Below are 23275 nucleotides of genomic sequence, written 5' to 3'. Positions count from 1 at the left end.
CATTTATGCATCTGCCGTGACGCATCCTTGTCCATGCCATTTCATGTTGCATCTTGCTCCCCTGCCAAAGGAGTGCCAAAACAGCGCTGTCGTTTTTGGTTGAATGAAATGGAGCATGGTTATGCAGCAGGCGGAAATCGGACTGATCGGCCTTGGCGTTATGGGATCGAACCTGGCGCTCAATATTGCCGAGAAAGGCAACCGTATCGCGGTCTTCAACCGGACACCGGCGCGCACGCATGAATTCATTGGCGAGGCGGGCGACCTTGCCGGCAATATCATCGGCTGCGATACAATCGAGGAATTTGTCGCCGCCATTCGCCCGCCACGCCCGATCATCATCATGATCAAGGCCGGTGACGCAGTCGATCAGCAGATGGAATTGCTCAAGCCGCATCTGTCGGCCAATGACATCATGATCGATGCGGGCAATGCCAATTTCCGCGACACGATCCGCCGGTTTGACAATCTGAAAGACAGTGGCCTGACCTTTATCGGCATGGGCGTTTCCGGTGGTGAGGAAGGCGCGCGTCACGGCCCTTCGATCATGGTCGGTGGCCTGGAAGAAAGCTGGAAGCGGGTCGAAAAGGTTCTCACTTCGATTTCCGCCAAGTTCAATGTTGACCCCTGCGTGGCCTGGCTCGGCAACGATGGGGCCGGTCATTTCGTCAAGACCATCCATAATGGTATCGAATATGCCGATATGCAGATGATTGCCGAAATCTACGGCATCCTGCGTGATGGACTTGGCATGTCGGCCAGCGAAATCGGCGATGTATTCGGCCAGTGGAACAAGGGCCGCCTGAATTCCTACCTGATCGAAATTTCAGAAAAGGTGCTGAAGGCCAAGGACCCGATTACAGGCAATTCGATGGTAGACGTCATCGTCGATGCCGCAGGCCAGAAAGGCACCGGCAAATGGTCGGTGATCGAAGCGCAGAATCTCGGCATTGCGGCAACGGGCATCGAGGCTGCTGTGGCGGGACGTGTGCTGTCTTCGCAAAAGCAGGAGCGCGTTGCGGCGGAAGCGATTTTCGGCCTGCCGAAGCCAACCGAAAAGCCCCATGACGGCATGGCTTTCCTGGCCGATCTGGAAAGCGCGTTGCTGGCGGCAAAAATCGCTGCCTATGCCCAGGGCTTTGCGGTGATGGCTGCGGCCTCCAAGGAATTCGGCTGGTCGCTGCCGATGCCGACGATTGCGAAAATCTGGCGCGAAGGCTGCATCATTCGCTCGCAATTCCTCGACGAGATCACCTCGGCCTTTACCAAGGACCCGGACGTGGCAAACCTGATCGTCACGCCCGCCTTCTCGAAAATGGTCAAGGATAGCGATGCAGCACTTCGCCGCGTCGTCTCCTATGCAGCCCTTTCCGGCCTGCCGGTTCCGGCGCTCTCCTCGGCACTGTCCTATTTTGACAGCTACCGTCGCGGTCGCGGCACCGCCAACCTCATCCAGGCGCAGCGCGACTTCTTCGGCGCCCACGGTTTTGCGCGGGTGGACGGCAAGGATTATCCGCACGGCCCCTGGGGCAGCGGCGCGGCGATCTACTGATCCCAACGGTTTTGCAAGGAAATCAACGCCTCGCTGCTTCACCGCAGCGGGGCTTTTTTGAGGGCGTTGTTTCGATGAACGATCATCTTGTCATTCTGGGCAGCAAGGGCGGCCCGGCGATCCGCCCCGGCGGCCCCAATCCCACATCGATGCTGGTGACACTCGGTGGACGCCGCATTGTCGTCGATTGCGGCCTTGGCGTGACACGCGGGGTGGTGGAGACGGGCATGTCGTTGAAAGAACTGGATCTTGTATTCATTACCCACCTCCATTCCGATCATGTATTGGAGCTTGGTGGGCTTCTCCATACAGCCTGGACGACGGGGCTTGCAAAGCCGGTGCTCGTCTATGGGCCGTTGGGCACACAACAGCTATGGCAGGGGTTTCTCGCCGCGCTTGACTATGACATCCGAACGCGAATCGAAGATGAGGGCAGGCCTGATCCGGCGGAGTTGATTACCATCATCGAATATGGCGAAGGGCCGATTTTTGTCGAAAACGGCTTGACGGTATCGGCATTGCGCGTTGACCATCCACCCGTGACGGAATGCTTTGCCCTGCGGTTTTCCTACGGCGAAAAGACAGTCGTACTGTCGTCCGATACTGCCTATTTTCCGCCGTTGGCACAGTTTGCGGCTGGGGCCGACATTCTCGTTCATGAGGCCATGTTGCCGGAGGGTGTGGACAACATCGTTGCCCGAACCGGCAATGGCGCTCGCCTGCGAGAGCATCTCTACGCGTCGCACACGCTTGCGGAAGATGCCGGACGGTTGGCGAATGCTGCGGGTGTGAAAAAGCTCGTGCTCAATCATCTCATTCCTGCCGATGATCCGGCGTTTGGCGAGGCGGATTGGTGCCGTGCGCTTTCTACCGTCTGGCATGGACCATTGGTCATCGCCCGTGACGGGGTTTGTATCCCGTTCTGATCAACGGCCAAGGCTCCTTTTGGCCTGTGAATGATTCAGGACCACACAGGCTGGCTGATGCTTTGCAGCAGATGCGGCTCCACACCATCGATGCTGGCAATTACGGCCTTTGCAAGTTCGCGTCCGGCCATCAACGCATCCTCATTGGCGGTGATGATTTCAGGACGTATCCATTTGAGGATCGGCACCGATTGCTTGGATACGAGATCAACATCCAGGCCCAGCCTCTTGTTCGCGGCATCAATCCCGGCGTTGACAGCGATCGCGGCGCTGCTGGAAGAGCAGATGATGCCGTCTGGAGCCTCTGGTGAGCGCATCAGTGCTTCTATCGCGTTGCGGATCTCTTCGAGCGATCCATCGATATTGACGGACACCGGCACTTCTTCGGCACCGGCCTTAAGGATGCCGGCCAAAAAGCCATCGCGGGTATGGCGGTAATAGGTCAGCTTGTCGGTCGGCGGCAACAAGGCGATCCGCTTGCGGCCACGCTCGGCCAGTCGCGCGACTGCTTGGCTGGCGAATGCCTCATTGTCGAAATCGTGAAAGGGATGTATCAGGCCGGATGCCGTGCGGCCATGGGCGGCGAACGGCATGCCACGCTCTGTCAGCAGCTTGATGCGGGCATCGTCGGGTTCGGTGCGTGAAATGATCACCCCATCCGCCGAACCGGTATCGAGAATATAGCGCACCGGCTGCATCGGGTCTTTGCTATGGGAATGGGGGGTGACGACGATATGGTAAGGCGTGCCTGACAAGACTTCGGAAATGCCGAAAACCATCTGGCTGCTGAAGCCCATGATTTCCTCATCGATGCTGAGCACCAGGGCGATGACATTGGTCTTGCCGGTGCGAAGGCGCACCCCCGCACGGTTGGGCTGATAGCCCAATTGCCGCGCCACCATGCGCACCCGCTCCTTGGTATCGGCGCCGATATCCGGCGCGTCCTTCAACGCGCGCGATACCGTGGTAATGCCGAGCCCGGTCAGGAAGGCAATGGTCTTGAGGGTAGGGCGTTCGCCCTTCCCCTCATGTACGGCCCCTGCATGTAAGGCCGTTTTCAGGCCTGGTCTTCGCTCATCATTCATGAAATGTCCGCCAGTAAAGTCTATTTCTACACTCCAATACTCAGTTTCGGCAAGGAGGTCTGTGACGGGAACCGTCACCGGACGAAATGTCGATGCGTTCTAAATTCTGAAACGATACAGTAAAAATGTCGAGCGCTAATTCGGGATATTTTTTCAGATGAATTACAATCATTGCAGGTGCTAAGTCAGCTCAACCTATTTCGCATTTGCGAAGGAAAATCTATTTATTGAGGAAAAACAGCCTAAAATATCAGGCTGCACTGCGATAAATCCTGATTTTCGGGATGTTTTTCCGATTTATGGTGGGCGCAATTTCAGGTGCAAAAAAGGTTGAATAAAAAATTTCTAATTCCCGGTTGCGTCCTCAAGAAGATTGACTTAGGTTTTTCCGGCAACGTTTCAGTGAGGGAGGAGACTCAATGATAATTCGGTGCATTGCGGCTGCATTGGCAGCCACTGTGGCCTTGCCGCTTGGCATGGCCAGCGCGACCGATCTGGAAGTGACCCATTGGTGGACTTCGGGGGGAGAGGCGGCTGCGGTCAAGGAGCTGGCAAAGGCTTTTGACGCGACCGGCAACAAATGGATCGACGGCGCTATCGCCGGATCGGGCGGCACCGCCCGGCCAATCATGATCAGCCGCATCACCGGTGGTGATCCGATGGGGGCGACCCAATTCAACCATGGACGTCAGGCGCAGGAGCTGGTGGAGGCCGGTTTAATGCGTGATTTGACGGATGTGGCCACCAAGGGCCACTGGAAGGACGTGATCAAGCCCGCAAGCCTGCTGGATAGCTGCACCATTGACGGCAAGATCTATTGCGCGCCGGTCAATATTCATTCCTGGCAATGGCTCTGGCTATCCAATGCCGCCTTTAAGAAGGCCGGTGTCGAGACCCCGAAAAACTGGAATGAGTTTGTTGCCGCAGCACCTGCCCTGCAGAAGGCTGGCATTCAACCGCTGGCACTCGGTGGTCAGCCGTGGCAGACCAGCGGGTTGTTCGATACCCTGCTGATTTCGCTTGGTGGCAAGGATCTTTATCTCAAGGTCTACCAGGACAAGGACGAAGCGACGATCAGCAGTCCTGAATTCGCAGCTATTTTCAAGGCGGCGGATGATGCCCGTAAAATGTCGAAGGGCACCAATGTCCAGGATTGGAACCAGGCCACCAATATGGTGATTACCGGTAAGGCTGGCGGCCAGATCATGGGCGATTGGGCGCAGGGTGAATTCCAGCTGGCCGGACAGGTGGCGGGCAAGGATTATAGCTGCCTGCCGGGTCTTGGCCTTAACGGCTATCTGACAGCGGGCGGCGACGCTTTCTATTTCCCGCTGCTGAAAGACAAGGATAAGTCCAAGGCGCAGGAAGTCCTGGCATCGACCATTGTCGATCCGAAAACCCAGGTGGCTTTCAACCTGAAGAAAGGCTCGCTGCCGATCCGCGGCGATGTTGATCTGGGAACAGCCAATGACTGCATGAAAAAGGGTCTGGAAATTCTTGCCAAGGGCAATGTTCTGGCCAGTACCGACCAGCTGATGTCCGCCGATACGCAAAAGCAGAAGGAGGATCTGTTCTCCGAATTCTTTGCCAATCCATCGATGACACCTGAAGCGGCACAGAAACGCTTCGCCGATATCATAAGCGACGCGGACTAAGCCTTTCCGCTCCATCACTTTTTTATGGATTTTCTGGCGCAAAGCCATGGCGGATCACCCTTCGCCATGGCTTCCGGTTCCAAGGCCCCGCCAACTGGCGTTTTCCAGCTGTCGAGAGGACGGGCGTGACCAGAGGAGGGTATTTCAATGATGGCCACGGGCCAAACTAAAAGACCGGTTCGATTGTTTCGCAATCTGAACGCCAAGATTGCCTCTATTCCCATGATTCTGGTTGCTGTCGTTATTTTTCTCGGCGGCAGCATCTGGACGGTGGTCTATTCCTTTACCAATTCCAAGCTTCTGCCCCGGCTGAATTTCGTCGGTCTCGATCAGTATGACCGACTGTGGTCTTCGGCACGCTGGCTGATCTCGATCCAGAATCTGGCCGTCTACGGCTTTTTCTCGCTGATTTTCAGCCTGGTGATCGGCTTTCTGCTGGCAGCGCTGATGGATCAGAAAATCCGTTTCGAAAACCTGTTTCGCACGATTTTTCTCTATCCCTTTGCGCTGTCCTTCATCGTCACCGGTCTTGTATGGCAATGGGTGCTGAACCCGGAATTCGGCGTGCAGTCGGTGGTGCGCAGCATGGGCTTTACCAGCTTCACCTTCGATCCGCTCTATAATCCGCAACTGGTGATCTATGGCATTCTGATCGCGGGTCTGTGGCAAGGCACCGGGCTGGTGATGTGCCTGATGCTGGCTGGCTTGCGCGGTATAGATGAAGATATCTGGAAGGCATCACGGGTTGATGGCATCCCGACCTGGAAAACCTATCTGCTGATCATCATTCCGATGATGCGACCGGTTTTCATCACAACATTGGTGATTATCACCAGCGGTATCGTCAAGGTCTATGACCTCGTGGTGGCGCAAACCAGCGGCGGCCCCGGCATCGCTTCGGAAGTGCCTGCCAAATATGTCTATGACTATATGTTCCAGGCGCAGAACTTGGGGCAGGGCTTTGCCGCTTCAACGATGATGCTGGTGACCGTTGCCATCATCATTATTCCCTGGGCCTATCTCGAATTTGGAGGGCGCAAACGTGGCTGACCATTCCGCTCTCAACACGCAAGATTCCGTCATGCGCCCTCTGACATCACGGCTCGGCGAAGGCCCTATGGGTGCCAAGCCGAAGCCCATGCTCTCGCGCCGCAATATCATGCTCTACGGCATCCTGTTCGTGGCCGCCGCCTATTACCTGCTGCCGCTTTACGTAATGGTCGTCACCTCGCTGAAGGGCATGCCCGAAATTCGGATGGGCAATATCTTCTCGCCGCCGATGGAAATTACCTTCGAGCCCTGGGTGAAAGCCTGGAGCCAAGCCTGTACCGGGCTGAATTGCGATGGCCTGTCGCGGGGGTTCTGGAACTCCGTGCGCATCATGGTGCCTTCGACCGTGGTGTCGATCGCTATTGCCTCTGTCAGCGGCTATGCGCTGGCCAATTGGCGCTTCAAGGGGGCGGAACTGTTCTTCTCGATTCTGGTGATCGGCGCCTTCATTCCCTATCAGGTGATGATCTATCCGATTGTCATCGTGCTGCGCGAAATCGGTCTCTATGGCAGCCTGACCGGCCTGATCATCGTCCATACGATTTTCGGCATGCCGATCCTGACGCTGCTGTTTCGCAATTACTTCGCCTCGCTGCCGGAGGAATTGTTCAAGGCAGCCCGGATCGATGGGGCAGGGTTCTGGCAGATCTATCTGCGGATCATGCTGCCGATGTCGCTGCCGATCTTCGTGGTGGCGATGATCCTGCAAGTGACCGGTATCTGGAACGACTTCCTGTTCGGCGTCGTATTCACCCGCCCGGAATATTACCCGATGACGGTGCAGCTCAACAATATCGTCAATTCGGTTCAGGGCGTGAAGGAATACAACGTCAACATGGCCGCAACGATTTTAACCGGCGCTGTGCCGCTGTTTATCTATTTTGTCTCCGGACGCCTGTTCGTGCGCGGTATCGCCGCGGGCGCCGTGAAGGGATAATGCCGATGAATACAAGTGTTTCCATACGTGATCTCTCGCTCAATTTCGGCGCCGTCACGGTGCTGAAGGATCTCAATCTCGATATTGCCGATGGCGAATTTCTGGTGCTGCTGGGATCGTCCGGCTGCGGCAAGTCCACGCTGCTCAACTGCATAGCCGGGCTTCTCGATGTCTCCGAAGGGCAGATCTTCATCAAGGACAAGAACGTCACCTGGGAAGAACCCAAGGATCGCGGCATCGGCATGGTGTTTCAGTCTTATGCGCTGTATCCGCAGATGACTGTGGAGAAAAACCTGTCCTTTGGCTTGCAGGTGGCGAAAATGCCGAAGACCGAAATCGACAAGCGGGTGGCGCGCGCCGCCGAGATCCTGCAAATCGGTCCGCTGCTGAAGCGCAAGCCAGCCGAGCTTTCTGGGGGCCAGCGCCAGCGTGTGGCCATTGGCCGGGCGCTGGTGCGCGATGTCGATGTCTTCCTGTTTGACGAACCGCTGTCCAATCTCGATGCCAAGCTGCGCGCCGAACTCCGCGTTGAGATCAAGCGGCTGCATCAATCTCTGAAAAACACGATGATCTACGTTACCCATGACCAGATCGAGGCGCTGACGCTGGCTGACCGGATCGCCATCATGAAAAGCGGTGTCATCCAGCAGCTGGATGATCCGATGACCATCTATAACCGGCCAAAGAACCTGTTCGTGGCTGGCTTTATCGGCTCGCCGTCGATGAATTTCTTCAAGGGCGAATTGCGCGAAAACAATGGTGCTGTGGTGTTTCATTCCGGCGGCGTCGATTTCGGCCTGACCGGCTATCAGGCCGATAGCACGCTCCTGCCCGGACGAAAGGTCGTGCTCGGTGCTCGTCCCGAACACATCGCCGTGGACGGCGATATCGGTCCGGGCGAGGAGGCGCATCCAGCTCTCGTTGACATTGAAGAGCCAATGGGCGCCGATAACCTCCTCTGGCTGAAGCTGGCGGGACAGGTGCTGTCGGTGCGCATTGCCGGGACGAGGCGCTACCGGCCCGGCAGCGAGGTCAAACTTGCCTTCGACATGTCCGTCGCATCGATTTTCGACGCCGAGACGGAAATGCGTCTCTGACACCCCTATCCAGAGGAGCGGTATCATCCGCTCCGCAGTTATCGAGGTGACCATGACCGATATCCACGATCTTGCCGGCCCCTGGCAGCTTTCCACCGTAAACGGTGAACACGCCTGCACCATCACCTTGCCCGGCGACGTGCATAGCGCGCTTCATGCGGCAGGCATGATTGCCGATCCTTATTTCGCCAGGAATGAGGAACAGGTGCAATGGGTGGCCGAAAGCGATTGGGTGCTGGTGCGCAGCTTCCATCTCGATGTGGCCGATGCGGACTGGTATCTGGATATCGACAATCTCGATACCGTCGCCATGGTGTTCATCAATGACATCCCGGTACTGTCTGCCGACAATTGCTTCCGGCGCTACCGTCCAGACGTCAGCGCCGCCTTGCAGCCGGGCGAAAATACCATTCGCATCGTCATCCATTCCAGCATCAAGGCAGGGGCTGAGCGGCAGGCGCGCCAGCCCTTCTACGTGCCTTACCATCCCGGCAATTCGCCGATCCCGCACGGTAACATGCTGCGCAAGCCGCAATGCCATTTCGGCTGGGATTGGAATATCGCCATCGCGCCGCTTGGCGTCTATGGCACTATTGCCATCCGCAAACTGGACCCGGCGCGAATCGAGCATGTCGAAACCAGCCAGTTGCATCATGCCGATGGCCGGGTGGAGCTGACGGTCAAGGCAACGATCTTTGCCAAGACCCCATCGGTGGTGCCGGTGCATTTCCAGCTGGAGGACGAGCGGCTGCGGCTGGACTGCGGCGTCAATGCCGGGGAAACGGTCATTACCCATGTGTTTGAGATTGAACAGCCGCAGCTGTGGTGGCCAGCGGGCAGCGGCGAACAGGCGCTTTACACCTTAAGCGTAGACGTGCCGGGCGATACAGTCGAAAAGCTGATCGGCCTGCGGGTCATCGAACTGCTTACTGATGCGGATGAGGCGGGCAGCCGCTTCGCGTTCAAGGTCAATGGGCGGGAGATCTTCTGCCGGGGCGCCAACTGGATTCCCGCCGATGCGCTGTTTTCGCGTTCGTCGCTTGAAAAAACCAAGGGCTTGCTGGACTCGGCGGTCGCGGCCCATATGAACATGATCCGTGTCTGGGGTGGCGGTTTTTACGAGGCCGACTGGTTCTATGATCTGTGTGACCGTTTGGGCCTGCTGGTTTGGCAGGACTTCATGTTTGCCTGCAATCTCTATCCCTGCACCGATGACTTCCTCGACAATGTCGCAGCCGAGGTCGATTATCAGGTTCGCCGCCTGCAATCGCATCCGTCCATTGCGCTCTGGTGTGGCGACAACGAATTGATGGGGGCGCTGACCTGGTTTGACGAAAGCCGCGATAATCGTGACCGCTATCTGGTTGCCTATGACCGGCTGAACCGGGTGATCGAGCAGGGGGTCAAAAAGACCTTTCCGCAAGCCATCTGGTGGCCCTCCAGCCCCGCCTCCGGCTATCTCGACTATGGCGATGCCTGGCATGCCGATGGCTCAGGTGACATGCATTATTGGTCCGTCTGGCACGAGAACAAGAGCTTCGACAATTACCGCAGCGTCAAGCCGCGCTTCTGCTCGGAATTCGGTTTCCAGTCCTATACGTCACTGCCTGTCATCGAGAGCTTTGCCGAGGCAAAGGACATGAATATCGCCTCGCCGGTCATCGAGTTGCACCAGAAGAATGCTGGCGGCAATGAGCGGATTGCAGGCACGATGTTCCGCTATTTCCGCTTCCCGAAGGATTTCGCCAATTTCGTCTATCTCAGCCAGATCCAGCAGGGCTTGGCGATCAAGACCGCAGTGGACTATTGGCGCTCGCTGAAACCGCATTGCATGGGTACGCTGTATTGGCAGCTCAACGATACCTGGCCTGTCGCCTCCTGGGCGAGCCTGGATTATGGCGGGCGGTGGAAGGCCATGCATTATATGGTCAAGCGCTTCTTCCAGCCCGTGGCCATTGCCGCCATCCCGGATGAAACGGGCAAGCGGGTGCAGTTCTCCATGGTCAATGACACGGCTGACAGTGTCGATATCGATTTGACCGTGTTTGCGCTGACATTGTCTGGTGAGCGCCGGACACTGATGACGGCAAGTGGATCATGTTCACCAGATCGAGCGGAGATTTTGACTTCCATTGAACTATCAGATGTCCCAGGTAATGGACTGATAATATGGGATTTCAAGGCATCCAATGGCATGGAAGGCGAGGGCCATTTTGTGTCAGGCGGCGCTTACAAAAGCCTGGAACTGGAACCATCGGGTCTTGAGCTAAAGGCCATGCCACAGGCCGATGGCTCTTTCGAATTGACGGTCACGGCGTCTGGTCTTGCGCTGTTCGTGATGATCGAAAGCCGCATTGATGGGAGTTACAGCGACAATGCCTTCGACCTGACCGCCGGTGAAAGCCGCCGTGTGACCTTCACGCCAGCCACGCCGCTACCGCCGGGCGAAGTGCCTGATTTCACCCTTTACGATCTCTATTCCTGCCAGACTACCCAATAGTCCCACACAAACCAGTCATCCGACACATATCGACAGCCCGCGTCATGGGAGGCGCGGCGCATTCATTCAGGAGGAAATGACCATGACCGATCTCGGCTTTCAGCTTTACAGCGCCCGCAATTTCCAACCATTTTCCGCCATCCTTCCGAAGTTGAAGGCGGCAGGCTATACCCATGTCGAAGGCTACGGCGCCATGTATGCCAGTGCCGATGAGGCGGCGCTGAAGGCGCTTCGTGACGATCTCGACGCCAATGACCTGACCATGCCGACCGGCCATTTCGGCCTGGACCTGTTGGAAAGCGAACCGGCCAAGGCTCTCTCTATTGCCAAGACCTTGGGCGTCAAAGCGGTCTATTGCCCTCATCTCGTTGCGGATCTGCGTCCAACGGATGCAGCGGGTTGGTTTGCTTTTGGTCAAAGGCTGGAAAAGGCAGGCAAGCCTTTCGTCGATGCCGGGCTGCTGTTCGGCTGGCACAATCATGATTTCGAATTTGCGGTACTTCCCGACGGTTCAACACCGCAGGAGCAGATTTTTGCCGGTGGTCCGAGCCTGACCTGGGAAGCCGATCTGGCCTGGGTAGTGCGTGGCCATGCCGATCCCTTCAGCTGGATCGAGAGCTACGGCAAGCGGATCACCGCCGTGCATGTCAAGGATATCGCGCCCGCAGGCGAAAACAAGGATGAAGACGGCTGGGCTGATGTTGGCCACGGCACGGTCGATTGGAAGGGTCTGGTGGCCGCTCTGGAGCGCTATAACGTCCAATATTACGTGGTCGAGCATGACAATCCGAACGATATCGACAGATTGATCACTCGGTCTATTGCCTCCTTCAATTCATTTTAAATCAGTTACTTGTCAGGATAATGTCAGATGACACGTGAACTTAATGTCGGCATCATCGGATGCGGCAATATTTCCTCGGCCTATTTCACCCTTGCCCCGCTGTTCAAAGGCATCACGGTGGTGGCCTGCGCCGATATCAACATGAATGCAGCGGAGCTGCGCGCCGAGGAATTCGGCGTCAAGGCCCAGACGGTGGACGAGCTGCTGGCCAATCCGGATGTGGATGTGGTGGTCAACCTCACCATTCCGGCGGTGCATTATGCCGTTTCCAAACAGATCCTCGAAGCGGGCAAGCATGTCTATTCGGAAAAGCCGCTGGTGCTCAGCCTGGAAGAGGGGGAAAGCCTGCGGCGGATCGCCAAAGACAAGGGTCTGTCGGTCGGCTGCGCCCCTGATACCTTTCTGGGCGGCGCGCATCAGCTGGCGCGCAAGCATATCGATGAAGGCGGTATTGGCCGCGTTACATCCGGCACCTGCCATGTGATGGGCCCCGGCATGGAAATGTGGCACCCGAACCCGGATTTTTTCTTCCTGCCGGGTGGCGGTCCGGTCCTCGATCTCGGGCCTTATTACATCGCCAACCTGATCAACCTGATCGGCCCGGTCAAACGGGTTGGGGCCTTGACCTCGATGGCCAGTGAGACCCGCACCATTACCAGCGAGCCGCGCAATGGCGAGGTGATCCCGGTCAAGACACCAACCAACATTCACGCCCTGTTGGAATTCGCCAATGGCGCGACCATCACGCTGTCGGCGAGTTGGGATGTCTGGTGTCATCGCCATGCCAATATGGAGCTATACGGTACGGAAGGTTCGCTATTCGTGCCGGACCCGAATTTCTTCGGTGGCGTGGTGGAAGCCACGGGCCGTAATAAGGAGGTCAAGCCGCTGGAGGAATGGGACCATCCGTTCGGCATCAACAACCAGGAAAGTGCGCAGGGACCGCGCGCCAATTATCGCACCGCCGGGCTTGCCGACATGGCCTTGGCGATCATTGAGGGACGTGATGCGCGTTGCTCGCTGGACCGGGTTTTGCATGGGGTGGATGTGATGACAGCCATTCTGAAATCCGGAGAGACAGGCGAATTTGTCTCCCTCTCCACCACCTGTACCCAACCGGCGGCTCTTGGCGTAGAAGAGGCAAGGGCCTTGCTTCGGTAAGGCGCACGAGAGCATTTCCAGCCAAAGTGTATCGCGGTTTGGCGTTCGGAAATGCGTAAAAACAAAGAGCTAGAGCATCTCCGCGATTCAACGAAACGCGGAAATGCTCTAGACAAAGGCGGCGGCGTAATGCCGTCGCCCATTTCAAGGAGCATATCATGACCTGGCAACCGGCTGAAAACCGCTATGAGCGGATGACCTATAATCGTTGCGGCAAGAGCGGGCTGAAATTGCCGGCGATCTCGCTTGGTCTCTGGCATAATTTTGGCGATGACACGCCGCATCAGTTGAAGCGGGACATGTGCCGCCGCGCCTTTGATCTCGGCATTACCCATTTTGACCTTGCCAACAATTACGGGCCTCTGCCGGGTGCTGCCGAACTGGCCTTCGGCGAAATCCTCAAGACGGATTTTCATGGGCTTCGTGACGAGCTGATCGTCTCGTCAAAGGCTGGCTACACTATGTGGCCCGGTCCTTACGGCGAATGGGGCAGCCGCAAATATCTGATCTCATCCTGCGACCAGAGCCTCAAGCGCATGGGTCTGGACTATGTGGATATTTTCTATTCGCACCGTTTCGACCCTGACACACCGCTGGAAGAAACCTGCGGCGCGCTGGATCATATCGTCCGTTCAGGCCGGGCGCTCTATGTCGGCATTTCCTCCTATAATTCGCAGCGAACCCGCGAAGCCGTCGAGATCATGAAGGGCCTCGGCACGCCGCTGCTGATCCACCAGCCGAGCTATTCGATGCTCAATCGCTGGGTGGAGGATGACAAGCTGCTCGATACGCTTGAGGATGTCGGCATGGGCTCCATCGTGTTTTCGCCATTGGCGCAGGGCATGCTGACCACCAAATATCTCCAGGGCATTCCGCAGGACAGCCGCGCAGCCCAGAACCACTTCCTGAAGCGCGAGTTCATCCGTCCTGAGATCATCGACAACATCCGCAAGCTGAACGCGATTGCCGAAAAGCGCGGCCAAACGCTGGCGCAGATGGCGATTTCCTGGGTGCTGCGCGGTGGTCGCGTCACGTCTGCCTTGATCGGCGCCAGCCGCGTGTCGCAGATTGAGGATTGCGTCAAGGCGCTGGACACGCCTGATTTTACCGAGGCGGAACTGGCCGAGATCAACGTCTATGCCAAGGAAGCCGATATCAATCTCTGGGCGAAATCCGCCGAACGCGATTGATTGATCCAATTCTCTTCGCCTTTCAAGGCGAGGAGGGTTTCTCGTGGAGGAGAAAGCATGATCATCAACCCAATCCTGCCGGGCTTCAACCCGGACCCGTCCATCTGCCGGGTGGGGGAGGATTACTATATCGCCACCTCAACTTTCGAATGGTATCCGGGCGTGCAGATCCATCATTCGCGCGATCTGGTCAACTGGACGCTGATCCGCCGCCCGCTGGAGCGCCAAAGCCAGCTAGACATGCGCGGCAATCCAGATAGCTGCGGCATCTGGGCGCCTTGCCTGTCCTATGCCGATGGGCTGTTCTGGCTGGTTTATACCGATGTGAAGCGCCTTGACGGCAGCTTCAAGGATGCCCCCAATTACATCGTGACCTCGCCAAGTATCGAGGGCGAATGGTCTGATCCTGTTTATGTCAATGCGTCAGGCTTTGACCCCTCGCTGTTTCACGATGACGATGGCCGCAAATGGTTCGTCAACATGCAATGGAACCATCGAGTTGAGGCTTTTAACACCATCGGCCCGCATCCGGCCTTTGACGGCATCCTGTTGCAGGAATGGGACCCGGTGACGAAAGCCCTGACGGGACCGGTACGCAATATCTATCCCGGAACCGAGCTTGGACTGGTCGAGGGGCCGCATCTGTTCAAACGCAATGGCTGGTACTACCTGACGGTTGCCGAAGGTGGCACAGGCTATGACCATGCGGTCACCATGGCGCGGTCGCGTAACATTGAAGGCCCTTATGAGACCCACCCTGACCGGCATCTGATCACCTCCAAAGACGATTCCAAGGCAGAGTTGCAAAAGGCTGGCCACGGGCAATATGTGGAAACGCCCGACGGACAGGCCTATCACACCCATTTATGCGGACGTCCGCTGGCACCCTATCGCCGTTGCACGCTGGGGCGTGAAACATCCTTGCAAAAATGCGTCTGGAAGGATGATTGGCTCTATCTGGAGCAGGGCGGTCAGGTGCCTGCGGTCTACGTGAAGCCGCCTTTACCGGCAGAGCGTTTGGAAAAGCCCGCGATTACAGAGTACCGTTTCGATCCATCCGGCCTGCCGATGGATTTTCAATGGTTGCGGACGCCAGAGCCGGAGCGGATTTTCAGCCTCTCGGCGCGGCCCAGCTTTCTGCGGCTTTATGGTCGGCAAAGCATTGGCAGTTGGTTCGAGCAAGCGCTTGTCGCCCGTCGTCACCAACACCATAGCTTCCGGGCGCAGACCCGTATCACGTTTGCGCCGCAAACCTATCAACAGGCGGCGGGCCTGACCCATTACTATAACCGCTACAAGTTTTACGCCCTGACTGTGACCTGGCACGAGACGCTGGGCCGGGCGCTGACCATCCTGTCCTGCCCCGGTGACTATCCGGGCGGCAAGCTGGTCTTTCCTATCGAAGCCGGATTGGCTCTGCCGGATGGCGACATTGATCTGGCGATGGAGGTCACGGATAACGATCTGCAATTCCTCTGGCGTCCAGCGGTCGCAAGCCTTGATGGTTCAGAGGGGGCATGGCAATCGGTCGGCCCAATCCTCGACGCAGGCGTCATTTCCGATGAGGGCGGACGCGGCTTCGACGCCTCCTTCACCGGCGCCTTTACCGGCCTGTTCGCCTTCGATCTGACGGGGCAGGCGAGACTGGCCGATTTCTCCGGTTTCCTCTACGAGGCGCGCTGAAAACTGGCACCATCACGGGGCAGGGTTACGACATCGAAATGATCCGGTGCAAGGCCCGCCTTGGCGCGGTCTGCCATGGTGACATAAGCACCCTCCAGATGGTGGCAAAACCGCGTCGCATCAAACAAAGGCGCTATGAACCGTTGTTCGGCGATATGCGCCTTCAATCGAGCAATCCTGGCGGGATCATTGATCAATGCCGTGGCAAGCTCGACAAAATCGTCTTCGTCCCGCGCCACCAGCTTATCGAGACCGATGGCTTTCAACAGGCTTTCCGAGACGCGAGACGCGAAATTCGTACCCCGCTTCGTTATAACAGGCAGGCCCGCCCACAGCATATCCGAGGTGGTCGTGTGGCCGTTATAGGGAAAACTATCGATGGCAAAATCAGCAGCCTGGGCGCGGGCGATATGGTTTTCATACAACATTTTCGGGGCAAACAGCAGTTGCGACTGCTTGACACCAAGCGATTTGAAGAAGGCGGCGGTGGATTGGCGAGCGCTATGGCCATCGACCATCATCCAGAGCAGGGCCTTTGGATTGGCCTTGAGGATGCGCGCCCAGAGCCGCAAGGTTTCCGGCGTGTTTTTCGACTGGCTATTGAAGGCACCGATCACCACTCTGTCCGCGGGAAGGCCGAGCGCCATGCGGGACGAGGCGGGCGGCAAGGGGCGATGAACCGGATCGTTCGGCTGATAGCTCTCCGGCAGTCGGCAGAATTTCTCATGATAATGAGGCTTGGCACTATCAGGTAGTACGACATGATCGCCAATGACGTAATCGCAATCGACATCGCAGCAACTGCCGGGAAAGCCGAGCCACGCGACATGAACCGGTGCAAGAGGCCTGTTCATCAGCCCGGAGCGGCTGTCGCGTGTATGGCCTTTCAGATCGACCATGATGTCGATCTTCATCGCCCGGATTGTCGCTTCTGCCTCATCGTCGGTCTGATCGGCAATCGAGGTGATCGCGCCCCATAGCTGACGGCTGCCCGTGTCGATATCGACGAGGTTGCGAGGCGTATGGCAAAATAGGAAGATCTCGAAACGGCTGGCATCATGGCTGGTCAGCACGCTGCGCAGCAAACGCATCGTGGCGTGATTGTCCCAGAAATCGCCGGAAAGATAGCCTATCCGCAGCTTTTTGCCCCAGACATGCGGCAGACTGCGCCGTGTCGTCTGTGAGGCCGCTGTCATCACCTGGGTCATCGTCGTATAATAGCGGGCGTGTCTGTTCAGGCGCTCATCCGCCTGCCACATCAGATTGGCATGGGGTGATTCCATGGCGAGAAAATCGACTTTGCCAGCCGCAATATCGCGATGCAGCAGAGCCTCCTCTGCTGTCAGGATGTCGTAATTGCATTGCATCCGGGCAATCTGCACCAGCGCCATGCGCACTTTCGGCAGGTCCGGACGCAATTGCCGCAGTCTTGTATAAATCGGCAGGCAAAGCGGATGATGGATGTCATTGCCGACAGACAGGGCAGCAAGCACCAGATCATCAATATCAGTGCTTGTCCCCAGCGTGGCGATCAAGGCGTCTTTTGCCGCGTGGGAGAGTGGAACAGTTCCGGTTTTCAACACCACATAGGCAGCGTCCAAGGTCGCGGGGCCAATTGCGAGGCTGTTCAAGGCAAGAGCGACGGCCTTTTCCTGCTGCATGGCCGTTAGATAGAGACGCGCCGCATGGCCGAGAAACCCCGCATGGGCGGAGGGATCAAACGATGCGGCACTCTCTGCGAGATCAACGAAGGCTTGTGCGGCATCAATGATTTTGCCTGCCGATTCCAGAGTTTTGGCCGCAAGAATACGGAGGTCGAAATCCGAGGCTTGCGAACCCATCTCATCCACCAGAACCGTCATGGCATGTGGCTTTCTTTTGTATGGGGAACATCGAAATGGTCTGGTGGCAATCCCGCTTTGGCACGCTCCGCCATCATTTTATAGGAGGTTTCAAGGTGGCGGCAAAAGCGCTTTGCATCAAACAACGGCGTCTTGAAGCGTTGATCGACCAAATGTTGTTTCAGGGCGCGCAGCTTTTCCGGATCGTTGATGAGCGCGGTTGCCAATGCCACAAAATCCTGTTCGTTGCTTGCCACCAGTTGCGGCAGGCCGATAGCGTTCAACAGGCTTTCCGACACGCGGGACGCAAAATTACGGCCTTGCATGGTTAGCACTGGTAACCCGGCCCACAGCATGTCGGATGTCGTCGTGTGTCCATTGCAGGGGAACGTATCGATGGCGAAATCAGCCGCCTGCGCCCGGGCCAGATGCGCCGCATAGGCCATTTTCGGCGCAAACAACAATTGCGATTGCTTGACGCCCAGCGTCTTAAAATGGGCGGCGGTTGCCTGACGCGCACCATTACCGTCCACCATCAGCCAGAGCAGTGCCTTGGGATTGGCCTTGAGCACCTCGGCCCAAAGCCGCATGGTGAGCAGCGAGTTCTTGCGCTGGCTGTTGAACGCGCCAATCACCACGCGGTCAGCCGGCAGGCCAAGCGCCATGCGGCTGGCGGCATCGGCCAGCGGACGATAGATGGGGTCGTTCGGCTGGTAGCATTCCGGCAGACGGCAGAATTTCTCATGGTAATAGGGCTTTGAACTGTCGGGCAGCACGAACCGGTCGCCAATCGCATAATCGCAATCGATCTCGATACAGGTGCCGGGAAAGCCCAGCCATTGGACATGCACCGGCGCCAGCGGCCTGTTCATCAGGGCAGAGCGACTGCCGCGCGTATGGCCCTTTAGGTCAACGAGAATATCAATGTTGTGCGCCCGGACCCTGGCCGCAGCCTGATCATCGCTCATATCGGTGATCGAAACGATCCTGCCCCATTGCTGACGCCCGCCATTGTCATAGGCCAGAAACTGGTCGGGCGTGTAGCAAAACAGCGTGACATCGAAGCGCGACGCATCATGGGCTGTCAGCACCGAGCGCAGCAGCCGCATGGTGGCGTGATCGTCCCAGTAATCGCAGCTCAGATAGCCAATGCGGATCTTTTCGCCCCAGCTATGTGGCTGGCTATGCCGCAAGGCCTGCATGGCCGGAGTGACGGGCGGGAAGCCGCTGATCATCGAGGCCAGACGGTTCAGCCGTTCATCGTCTTCCCACATCAGGCTGGCATGGGGTGGCTCCTGGGTAAGGCAAGCAATCTCGCCACGTGCCAGTTTTTCACGCAGCAGCGGCTCTTCTTCCAACAGAACCGGATAATGGCATTGTTCACGCGCCACCCGCAGCAGCAGCATCAGCACGTTATCGTCTTGCGGTCTCAGGCGACGCAGTTTCTGCAACACAGTCAGCGTCAGCGGATTGCGGCTGTCTGCCGAGAGAATTTCACCGGCCTTTTGCCAATGCTCCGGTCGGTCGCTGGCGACCAAGGTGGAGAGCAACGCATTCATGCGCTCCGGCGGGTAGGTCGCCTCTGTATCCAGCGCCAGAAACGCGGCATGGGCGCGACGCCCCGTTGCGTCCGGCTCCGGCATACGGCTTGCGGCAAACTCGAAAGCTTCAACCGCGCCCTCCACCGAACCCAGTTTCAGCAGGATGTCCCCAAGCAGGCCAGGCGCATCGGGGCCAGGATGGCTGGCAACCAAGCCGGAGACTGCCTCCAATGCCGCCTGATACTGGCCACTGTCATAAAGGCGTTTCGCCTCTTGGAGAGGGTGGGCAACATTCAACACGGTATTCTGGTCTCCCTGCATGGCCGAAAACCGATGCGAAAGTCCGGCAGGTTCAAAGCAAACCCGCCAGACCCCAGACATTCACGTTTCCGTTTGTCTTCTCGGAAAACCCTAGGAAGTCTGGCTTGCCTGAACCTAAACCTTAAGCAGTCCGGGTTGCCGCTTTGGCCAGCGCCGCCTTTTTCCGCTTCGCGGCCATCAGCCTTGGACGCACCAGCCGGTAGCCGAGCAACAGGATAACGATGCCGGTATAGATTGCGGGCTCCAGCGTGAAGGACTTGCGCGACAGGACGAAGTGCAAAAGCCCTGCGGCAAGAATGATATAGCTCGCCTTATGCAACGTGTTCCAGCGGCTGCCGAGCTTGCGGATCGACCAGCGATTGGAGGTCAGCGCTAGCGGAATAAGCAGGATGAGACCCAACATGCCAAGCATGATATAGGGCCGTTTCAGGATGTCCCCGAGAATGGACGAGAGAATCAGGCCCCTGTCCAGCGTCAGATAGACGGCAAAATGGGCCAGAACATAGTAGAACACCAGAAGTCCCAGCGCCCGGCGATAGGCGATGAAATTGTATTTTGCCAGATCACGCAGCGGGGTTATCGCGAGCCCCAGACAGAGGAAACGCAAGGCCCAGAGCCCGAGACGATGCTCGAATTCGCGCACGGGATCGGCACCGAGATCGCCGAAAATGCCGAGATAGAAAGCGTAGAGGCCGGGCATGAGGCCAAACGCATAGAGCGCCCAGATGGAGAGCGATTTTTGCCGCGCGGAAAGAGTGAAAGAGGCCATGATCAGAAATTCTTGGTCAGGTCCATGCCAGCGTAAAGGCTGGCGACCTGTTCCCCATAACCGTTGAAGGGCAGGGTATCCTTGCGTGAGCCGCCGAACAGACCACCACCTTCACCGATGCGCCGCTCTGTCGCTTGGCTCCAGCGGGGGTGATCGACCTTGGGGTTCACATTGGCATAGAAGCCATATTCATTGGCGGCCAGAATGTTCCAGGTGCAGGGCGGCTGCTTTTCTGTGAGGGTAATCTTGACGATGGATTTAATGCCCTTGAAGCCGTATTTCCATGGCACGACAAGCCGCAAAGGAGCGCCGTTCTGGTTTGGCAGCGTTTCGCCATAAAGACCGGTGGCAAGGATGGTCAGTGGATGACGCGCTTCATCCAGCCGCAGGCCATCGACATAGGGCCAATTGATCGACTGGAAAAAGCCGCTCTGGCCCGGCATTTCTTCCGGCCGTACCACGGTTTCAAAGGCGACATACTTGGCGCTGGCCAGCGGCTCGACCCGGTCCAGAAGCGCCGACAACGGAAAACCATCCCAGGGGATGACCATGGACCAGGCCTCAACGCAGCGCATCCGGTAGATCCGCTCTTCCATGGTGAAGGACTTCATGATGTCCTCGATGGCTATCTTCTGCGGCTTGGAAACCAGGCCGCCAACCTCCACTGTCCAGGGGGTCGGCTTGAACTTGCCGGAATTGGCGGCGGGATCGGACTTGTCCGTGCCAAATTCATAGAAATTATTATAGGTGGTGACGTCTTTTTTCGGCGTCAGCTTGTCATCCACCTTATAATCTGACGGCTTGGCGGTAAGGGGCGCGGCCAGCACGTCACCAGCCGCCAGCGCCAAGGTTCCCGCTGCACCGCCGATCAGGCTGCGGCGTGACAAGTAGATGCTCTGCGGTGTAATCTCGGACGCTGGAATATGCGGTGGGCGAAACGCGGCCATGTTCATCGTGCTCCCTGTCGATTATCATCAGTCTACGATTGAATACGGCAAATAGATCGAAAAAGTTACAAGGACAGATCGATTTGATGAGCAGTTAACTTCACAATCTTGTGCGCCGCTGCCATCTCGCTCATTCAGCTATCCGCGAGCGTACCGTTTTCGACCATGCTGATAGTGACACAAAGGCCCGACTGCCGTAGATAAATTGGAAAATTCGGCGCGTTTCCGGCGCAATAAAATAGTATCGAGGTGACATCCATGCCAGCCTATCGCTCAAGAACCACGACCCATGGCCGCAACATGGCAGGCGCGCGCGGCCTTTGGCGCGCCACCGGCATGAAGGATGGCGATTTCGGCAAGCCGATCATTGCCGTGGTCAACTCCTTCACGCAATTCGTGCCCGGCCATGTGCATCTCAAGGATCTGGGCCAGCTCGTGGCCCGCGAAATTGAAGCGGCTGGCGGCGTTGCCAAGGAATTCAACACTATTGCCGTGGATGACGGCATCGCCATGGGCCATGACGGCATGCTTTATTCGCTGCCATCGCGCGAAATTATCGCGGACTCGGTGGAATATATGGTCAATGCCCATTGCGCCGACGCCATGGTCTGCATTTCCAACTGCGACAAGATCACCCCCGGCATGTTGATGGCATCCTTGCGCCTGAACATTCCAACCGTGTTCGTGTCTGGCGGTCCCATGGAAGCAGGCAAGGTCGTCATGCATGGCAAGAAGGTCGCACTTGACCTCGTGGATGCCATGGTTGCCGCTGCTGACGACAAGATTTCGGATGAAGATGTAGCGACCATCGAGCGTTCTGCCTGTCCGACATGCGGCTCATGCTCTGGCATGTTCACCGCCAATTCCATGAACTGTCTCACGGAAGCCCTCGGCCTGTCCTTGCCCGGCAATGGCTCAACGCTGGCAACCCACTCCGACCGCAAGCGGCTGTTTGTGGAAGCGGGTCATCTGATCGTTGACATCACCCGCCGCTACTATGAACAGGATGATGAAAACGTGCTGCCGCGCAACATCGCCTCCAAGCAGGCGTTTGAAAATGCCATGGCGCTGGACATTGCCATGGGCGGCTCCACCAATACCGTGCTGCATATTCTGGCTGCCGCCTATGAAGGCGAGATTGACTTTAATCTCGATGACATTGACCAGCTGTCGCGCCGCGTGCCGTGCCTGTCCAAGGTCGCACCTGCCAAGCAGGATGTGCATATGGAAGACGTACACCGCGCTGGCGGCATCATGCGCATTCTCGGCGAATTGGATCGTGGCGGCTTGATCAACCGCGACTGCCCAACCGTTCACGCCCCAACGCTGGGCGATGCCATCGACCGCTGGGACATTACCCGCACCACTTCCGAGAGTGTGCGCGAGTTCTTCCGCGCCGCCCCTGGCGGAGTACCAACGCAGGTGGCGTTTTCGCAGTCGTCTCGCTGGGATGAGCTGGACATGGACCGCGAAAATGGCGTTATCCGCTCGGTTGAAAAGCCATTCTCCAAGGATGGCGGTCTGGCGGTGTTGAAGGGCAATATCGCCTTGGATGGCTGCATCGTCAAAACCGCTGGTGTCGATGAAAGCATCCTGAAATTCACCGGCCCGGCCAAGGTCTATGAAAGCCAGGATTCGGCGGTCAAGGCCATTCTCAGCAATGAGGTCGTGGCAGGCGATGTCGTGGTCATCCGCTATGAAGGACCGAAGGGCGGCCCGGGCATGCAGGAAATGCTGTACCCGACCAGCTACCTGAAATCCAAGGGCCTCGGCAAGGCCTGCGCCTTGATCACCGACGGTCGTTTCTCCGGCGGCACATCGGGCCTGTCCATCGGCCACGTCTCGCCAGAAGCCGCCAATGGCGGCACCATCGGCCTGGTGCGCAACGGCGACACCATCGCCATCGACATCCCGAACCGCACGATTGAGCTGATGCTGTCCGAAGGCGAACTCGCCGCCCGCCGCGTCTCACAGGACGCCGCTGGCTGGAAGCCTGCGGAGCACCGCAAGCGCAAGGTGACAACGGCGCTGAAGGCCTATGCGGCGTTTGCGACGTCGGCTGATTTGGGTGCTGTGCGGAAATTGCCTGAGTAACGATTGGACAAAACTCCGGCACAAAATTTTGTTTTGCGCCGGAGCTTTTTACCCCTGTGGTCACTGCTCGGCAGAGTGTAAT

The 23275-nt window shown here is 57.5% G+C and carries 17 protein-coding genes; 12 read left to right on the top strand and 5 right to left on the bottom strand.

The genetic code is table 11. The annotated features are described in order from the left end of the window. Nucleotides 1–121 precede the first annotated feature (121 nt). On the top strand, nucleotides 122–1552 hold the full coding sequence (gene gnd, locus IEI95_RS17425; protein WP_194416831.1) for an NADP-dependent phosphogluconate dehydrogenase: 1431 nt from the start codon (nucleotides 122–124) through the stop codon (nucleotides 1550–1552). A 74-nt stretch (nucleotides 1553–1626) separates the two neighbouring features. Beyond that, nucleotides 1627–2478: an MBL fold metallo-hydrolase gene (locus IEI95_RS17420; protein ID WP_156536373.1), complete on the top strand. Its 852-nt coding sequence runs from the start codon at nucleotides 1627–1629 to the stop codon at nucleotides 2476–2478. Nucleotides 2479–2513: 35 nt separating this feature from the next. On the opposite strand, the gene IEI95_RS17415 is transcribed toward IEI95_RS17420, so the two are convergent. Further along, on the bottom strand, nucleotides 2514–3563 hold the full coding sequence (locus IEI95_RS17415; RefSeq protein ID WP_234891171.1) for a LacI family transcriptional regulator: 1050 nt from the start codon (nucleotides 3561–3563) through the stop codon (nucleotides 2514–2516). A 419-nt stretch (nucleotides 3564–3982) separates the two neighbouring features. On the opposite strand from IEI95_RS17415, the gene IEI95_RS17410 reads away from it, so the two are divergent. The 9 genes from IEI95_RS17410 (at nucleotide 3983) to IEI95_RS17370 (ending at nucleotide 15680) form a co-directional block, all read left to right on the top strand. Further along, nucleotides 3983–5218, top strand: a complete 1236-nt coding sequence (locus tag IEI95_RS17410; protein WP_156536372.1) for an ABC transporter substrate-binding protein — start codon at nucleotides 3983–3985, stop codon at nucleotides 5216–5218. Between the two features lie 147 nt (nucleotides 5219–5365). After that, nucleotides 5366–6268: a carbohydrate ABC transporter permease gene (locus IEI95_RS17405; RefSeq protein WP_156536371.1), complete on the top strand. Its 903-nt coding sequence runs from the start codon at nucleotides 5366–5368 to the stop codon at nucleotides 6266–6268. Beyond that, entirely contained in the window at nucleotides 6261–7205 is a 945-nt protein-coding gene (locus tag IEI95_RS17400) for a carbohydrate ABC transporter permease (protein ID WP_420360085.1), read from the top strand. Before IEI95_RS17405 ends, IEI95_RS17400 begins: the two co-directional genes overlap by 8 nt. Beyond that, complete coding sequence (locus IEI95_RS17395; protein ID WP_272950904.1) at nucleotides 7205–8302, top strand: ABC transporter ATP-binding protein; 1098 nt, start codon at nucleotides 7205–7207, stop codon at nucleotides 8300–8302. The genes IEI95_RS17400 and IEI95_RS17395 overlap by 1 nt, the downstream gene beginning before the upstream one ends. A 52-nt stretch (nucleotides 8303–8354) precedes the next feature. Continuing rightward, complete coding sequence (locus IEI95_RS17390) at nucleotides 8355–10802, top strand: beta-mannosidase (RefSeq protein WP_194416830.1); 2448 nt, start codon at nucleotides 8355–8357, stop codon at nucleotides 10800–10802. A gap of 82 nt (nucleotides 10803–10884) precedes the next feature. After that, nucleotides 10885–11646 (top strand): sugar phosphate isomerase/epimerase family protein, encoded by a 762-nt coding sequence (locus IEI95_RS17385; RefSeq protein ID WP_194416829.1) that lies wholly within the window; start codon nucleotides 10885–10887, stop codon nucleotides 11644–11646. A 27-nt stretch (nucleotides 11647–11673) separates the two neighbouring features. Next, entirely contained in the window at nucleotides 11674–12807 is a 1134-nt protein-coding gene (locus IEI95_RS17380; RefSeq protein ID WP_156536367.1) for a Gfo/Idh/MocA family protein, read from the top strand. A gap of 158 nt (nucleotides 12808–12965) precedes the next feature. Then, nucleotides 12966–13997 carry an L-glyceraldehyde 3-phosphate reductase gene (gene mgrA / locus IEI95_RS17375; protein ID WP_194416828.1) on the top strand — a complete coding sequence of 344 codons (1032 nt, stop codon included), beginning with the start codon at nucleotides 12966–12968 and terminating at the stop codon, nucleotides 13995–13997. A gap of 57 nt (nucleotides 13998–14054) precedes the next feature. Continuing rightward, nucleotides 14055–15680: a glycoside hydrolase family 43 protein gene (locus IEI95_RS17370; RefSeq protein WP_194416827.1), complete on the top strand. Its 1626-nt coding sequence runs from the start codon at nucleotides 14055–14057 to the stop codon at nucleotides 15678–15680. Here the strand turns inward: IEI95_RS17370 and IEI95_RS17365 are convergent. From IEI95_RS17365 to msrP, 4 genes are all read right to left on the bottom strand, one after another. Continuing rightward, nucleotides 15665–17542, bottom strand: coding sequence for an O-linked N-acetylglucosamine transferase, SPINDLY family protein (locus tag IEI95_RS17365; protein WP_194416826.1), 1878 nt, complete (start codon nucleotides 17540–17542; stop codon nucleotides 15665–15667). The genes IEI95_RS17370 and IEI95_RS17365 overlap by 16 nt on opposite strands. Continuing rightward, complete coding sequence (locus IEI95_RS17360; protein ID WP_234894806.1) at nucleotides 17539–19443, bottom strand: O-linked N-acetylglucosamine transferase, SPINDLY family protein; 1905 nt, start codon at nucleotides 19441–19443, stop codon at nucleotides 17539–17541. Before IEI95_RS17360 ends, IEI95_RS17365 begins: the two co-directional genes overlap by 4 nt. 61 nt (nucleotides 19444–19504) lie before the next feature. Further along, nucleotides 19505–20152, bottom strand: coding sequence for a protein-methionine-sulfoxide reductase heme-binding subunit MsrQ (gene msrQ / locus IEI95_RS17355; protein ID WP_156536496.1), 648 nt, complete (start codon nucleotides 20150–20152; stop codon nucleotides 19505–19507). Between the two features lie 2 nt (nucleotides 20153–20154). Further along, nucleotides 20155–21099 carry a protein-methionine-sulfoxide reductase catalytic subunit MsrP gene (gene msrP, locus IEI95_RS17350; protein WP_156536495.1) on the bottom strand — a complete coding sequence of 315 codons (945 nt, stop codon included), beginning with the start codon at nucleotides 21097–21099 and terminating at the stop codon, nucleotides 20155–20157. 258 nt (nucleotides 21100–21357) lie between these two features. Between msrP and ilvD the strand changes: the two genes are divergently transcribed. Then, nucleotides 21358–23193, top strand: a complete 1836-nt coding sequence (gene ilvD / locus IEI95_RS17345) for a dihydroxy-acid dehydratase (RefSeq protein WP_156536494.1) — start codon at nucleotides 21358–21360, stop codon at nucleotides 23191–23193. Nucleotides 23194–23275 lie beyond the last annotated feature (82 nt).

The sequence above is a fragment of the Agrobacterium vitis genome, from assembly GCF_014926405.1.
Lineage (GTDB): Bacteria > Pseudomonadota > Alphaproteobacteria > Rhizobiales > Rhizobiaceae > Allorhizobium > Allorhizobium vitis_H.
The sequence above is the reverse complement of the archived record's forward strand: the minus strand, read 5'-3'. Positions and strand labels throughout refer to the sequence as shown.

What these genes read in the sequence shown, in the direction of transcription:
- IEI95_RS17385 (WP_194416829.1), top strand. Translation starts at nt 10,885, where the DNA reads ATGACCGATCTCGGCTTTCAGCTTTACAGCGCCCGCAATTTCCAACCA.
- IEI95_RS17420 (WP_156536373.1), top strand. Translation starts at nt 1,627, where the DNA reads ATGAACGATCATCTTGTCATTCTGGGCAGCAAGGGCGGCCCGGCGATC.
- IEI95_RS17395 (WP_272950904.1), top strand. Translation starts at nt 7,205, where the DNA reads ATGCCGATGAATACAAGTGTTTCCATACGTGATCTCTCGCTCAATTTC.
- gnd (WP_194416831.1), top strand. Translation starts at nt 122, where the DNA reads ATGCAGCAGGCGGAAATCGGACTGATCGGCCTTGGCGTTATGGGATCG.
- IEI95_RS17410 (WP_156536372.1), top strand. Translation starts at nt 3,983, where the DNA reads ATGATAATTCGGTGCATTGCGGCTGCATTGGCAGCCACTGTGGCCTTG.
- IEI95_RS17405 (WP_156536371.1), top strand. Translation starts at nt 5,366, where the DNA reads ATGATGGCCACGGGCCAAACTAAAAGACCGGTTCGATTGTTTCGCAAT.
- ilvD (WP_156536494.1), top strand. Translation starts at nt 21,358, where the DNA reads ATGCCAGCCTATCGCTCAAGAACCACGACCCATGGCCGCAACATGGCA.
- msrP (WP_156536495.1), bottom strand. Translation starts at nt 21,099, where the DNA reads ATGGCCGCGTTTCGCCCACCGCATATTCCAGCGTCCGAGATTACACCG.
- mgrA (WP_194416828.1), top strand. Translation starts at nt 12,966, where the DNA reads ATGACCTGGCAACCGGCTGAAAACCGCTATGAGCGGATGACCTATAAT.
- msrQ (WP_156536496.1), bottom strand. Translation starts at nt 20,152, where the DNA reads ATGGCCTCTTTCACTCTTTCCGCGCGGCAAAAATCGCTCTCCATCTGG.
- IEI95_RS17380 (WP_156536367.1), top strand. Translation starts at nt 11,674, where the DNA reads ATGACACGTGAACTTAATGTCGGCATCATCGGATGCGGCAATATTTCC.
- IEI95_RS17370 (WP_194416827.1), top strand. Translation starts at nt 14,055, where the DNA reads ATGATCATCAACCCAATCCTGCCGGGCTTCAACCCGGACCCGTCCATC.
- IEI95_RS17360 (WP_234894806.1), bottom strand. Translation starts at nt 19,443, where the DNA reads ATGTCTGGGGTCTGGCGGGTTTGCTTTGAACCTGCCGGACTTTCGCAT.
- IEI95_RS17390 (WP_194416830.1), top strand. Translation starts at nt 8,355, where the DNA reads ATGACCGATATCCACGATCTTGCCGGCCCCTGGCAGCTTTCCACCGTA.
- IEI95_RS17415 (WP_234891171.1), bottom strand. Translation starts at nt 3,563, where the DNA reads ATGAATGATGAGCGAAGACCAGGCCTGAAAACGGCCTTACATGCAGGG.
- IEI95_RS17365 (WP_194416826.1), bottom strand. Translation starts at nt 17,542, where the DNA reads ATGACGGTTCTGGTGGATGAGATGGGTTCGCAAGCCTCGGATTTCGAC.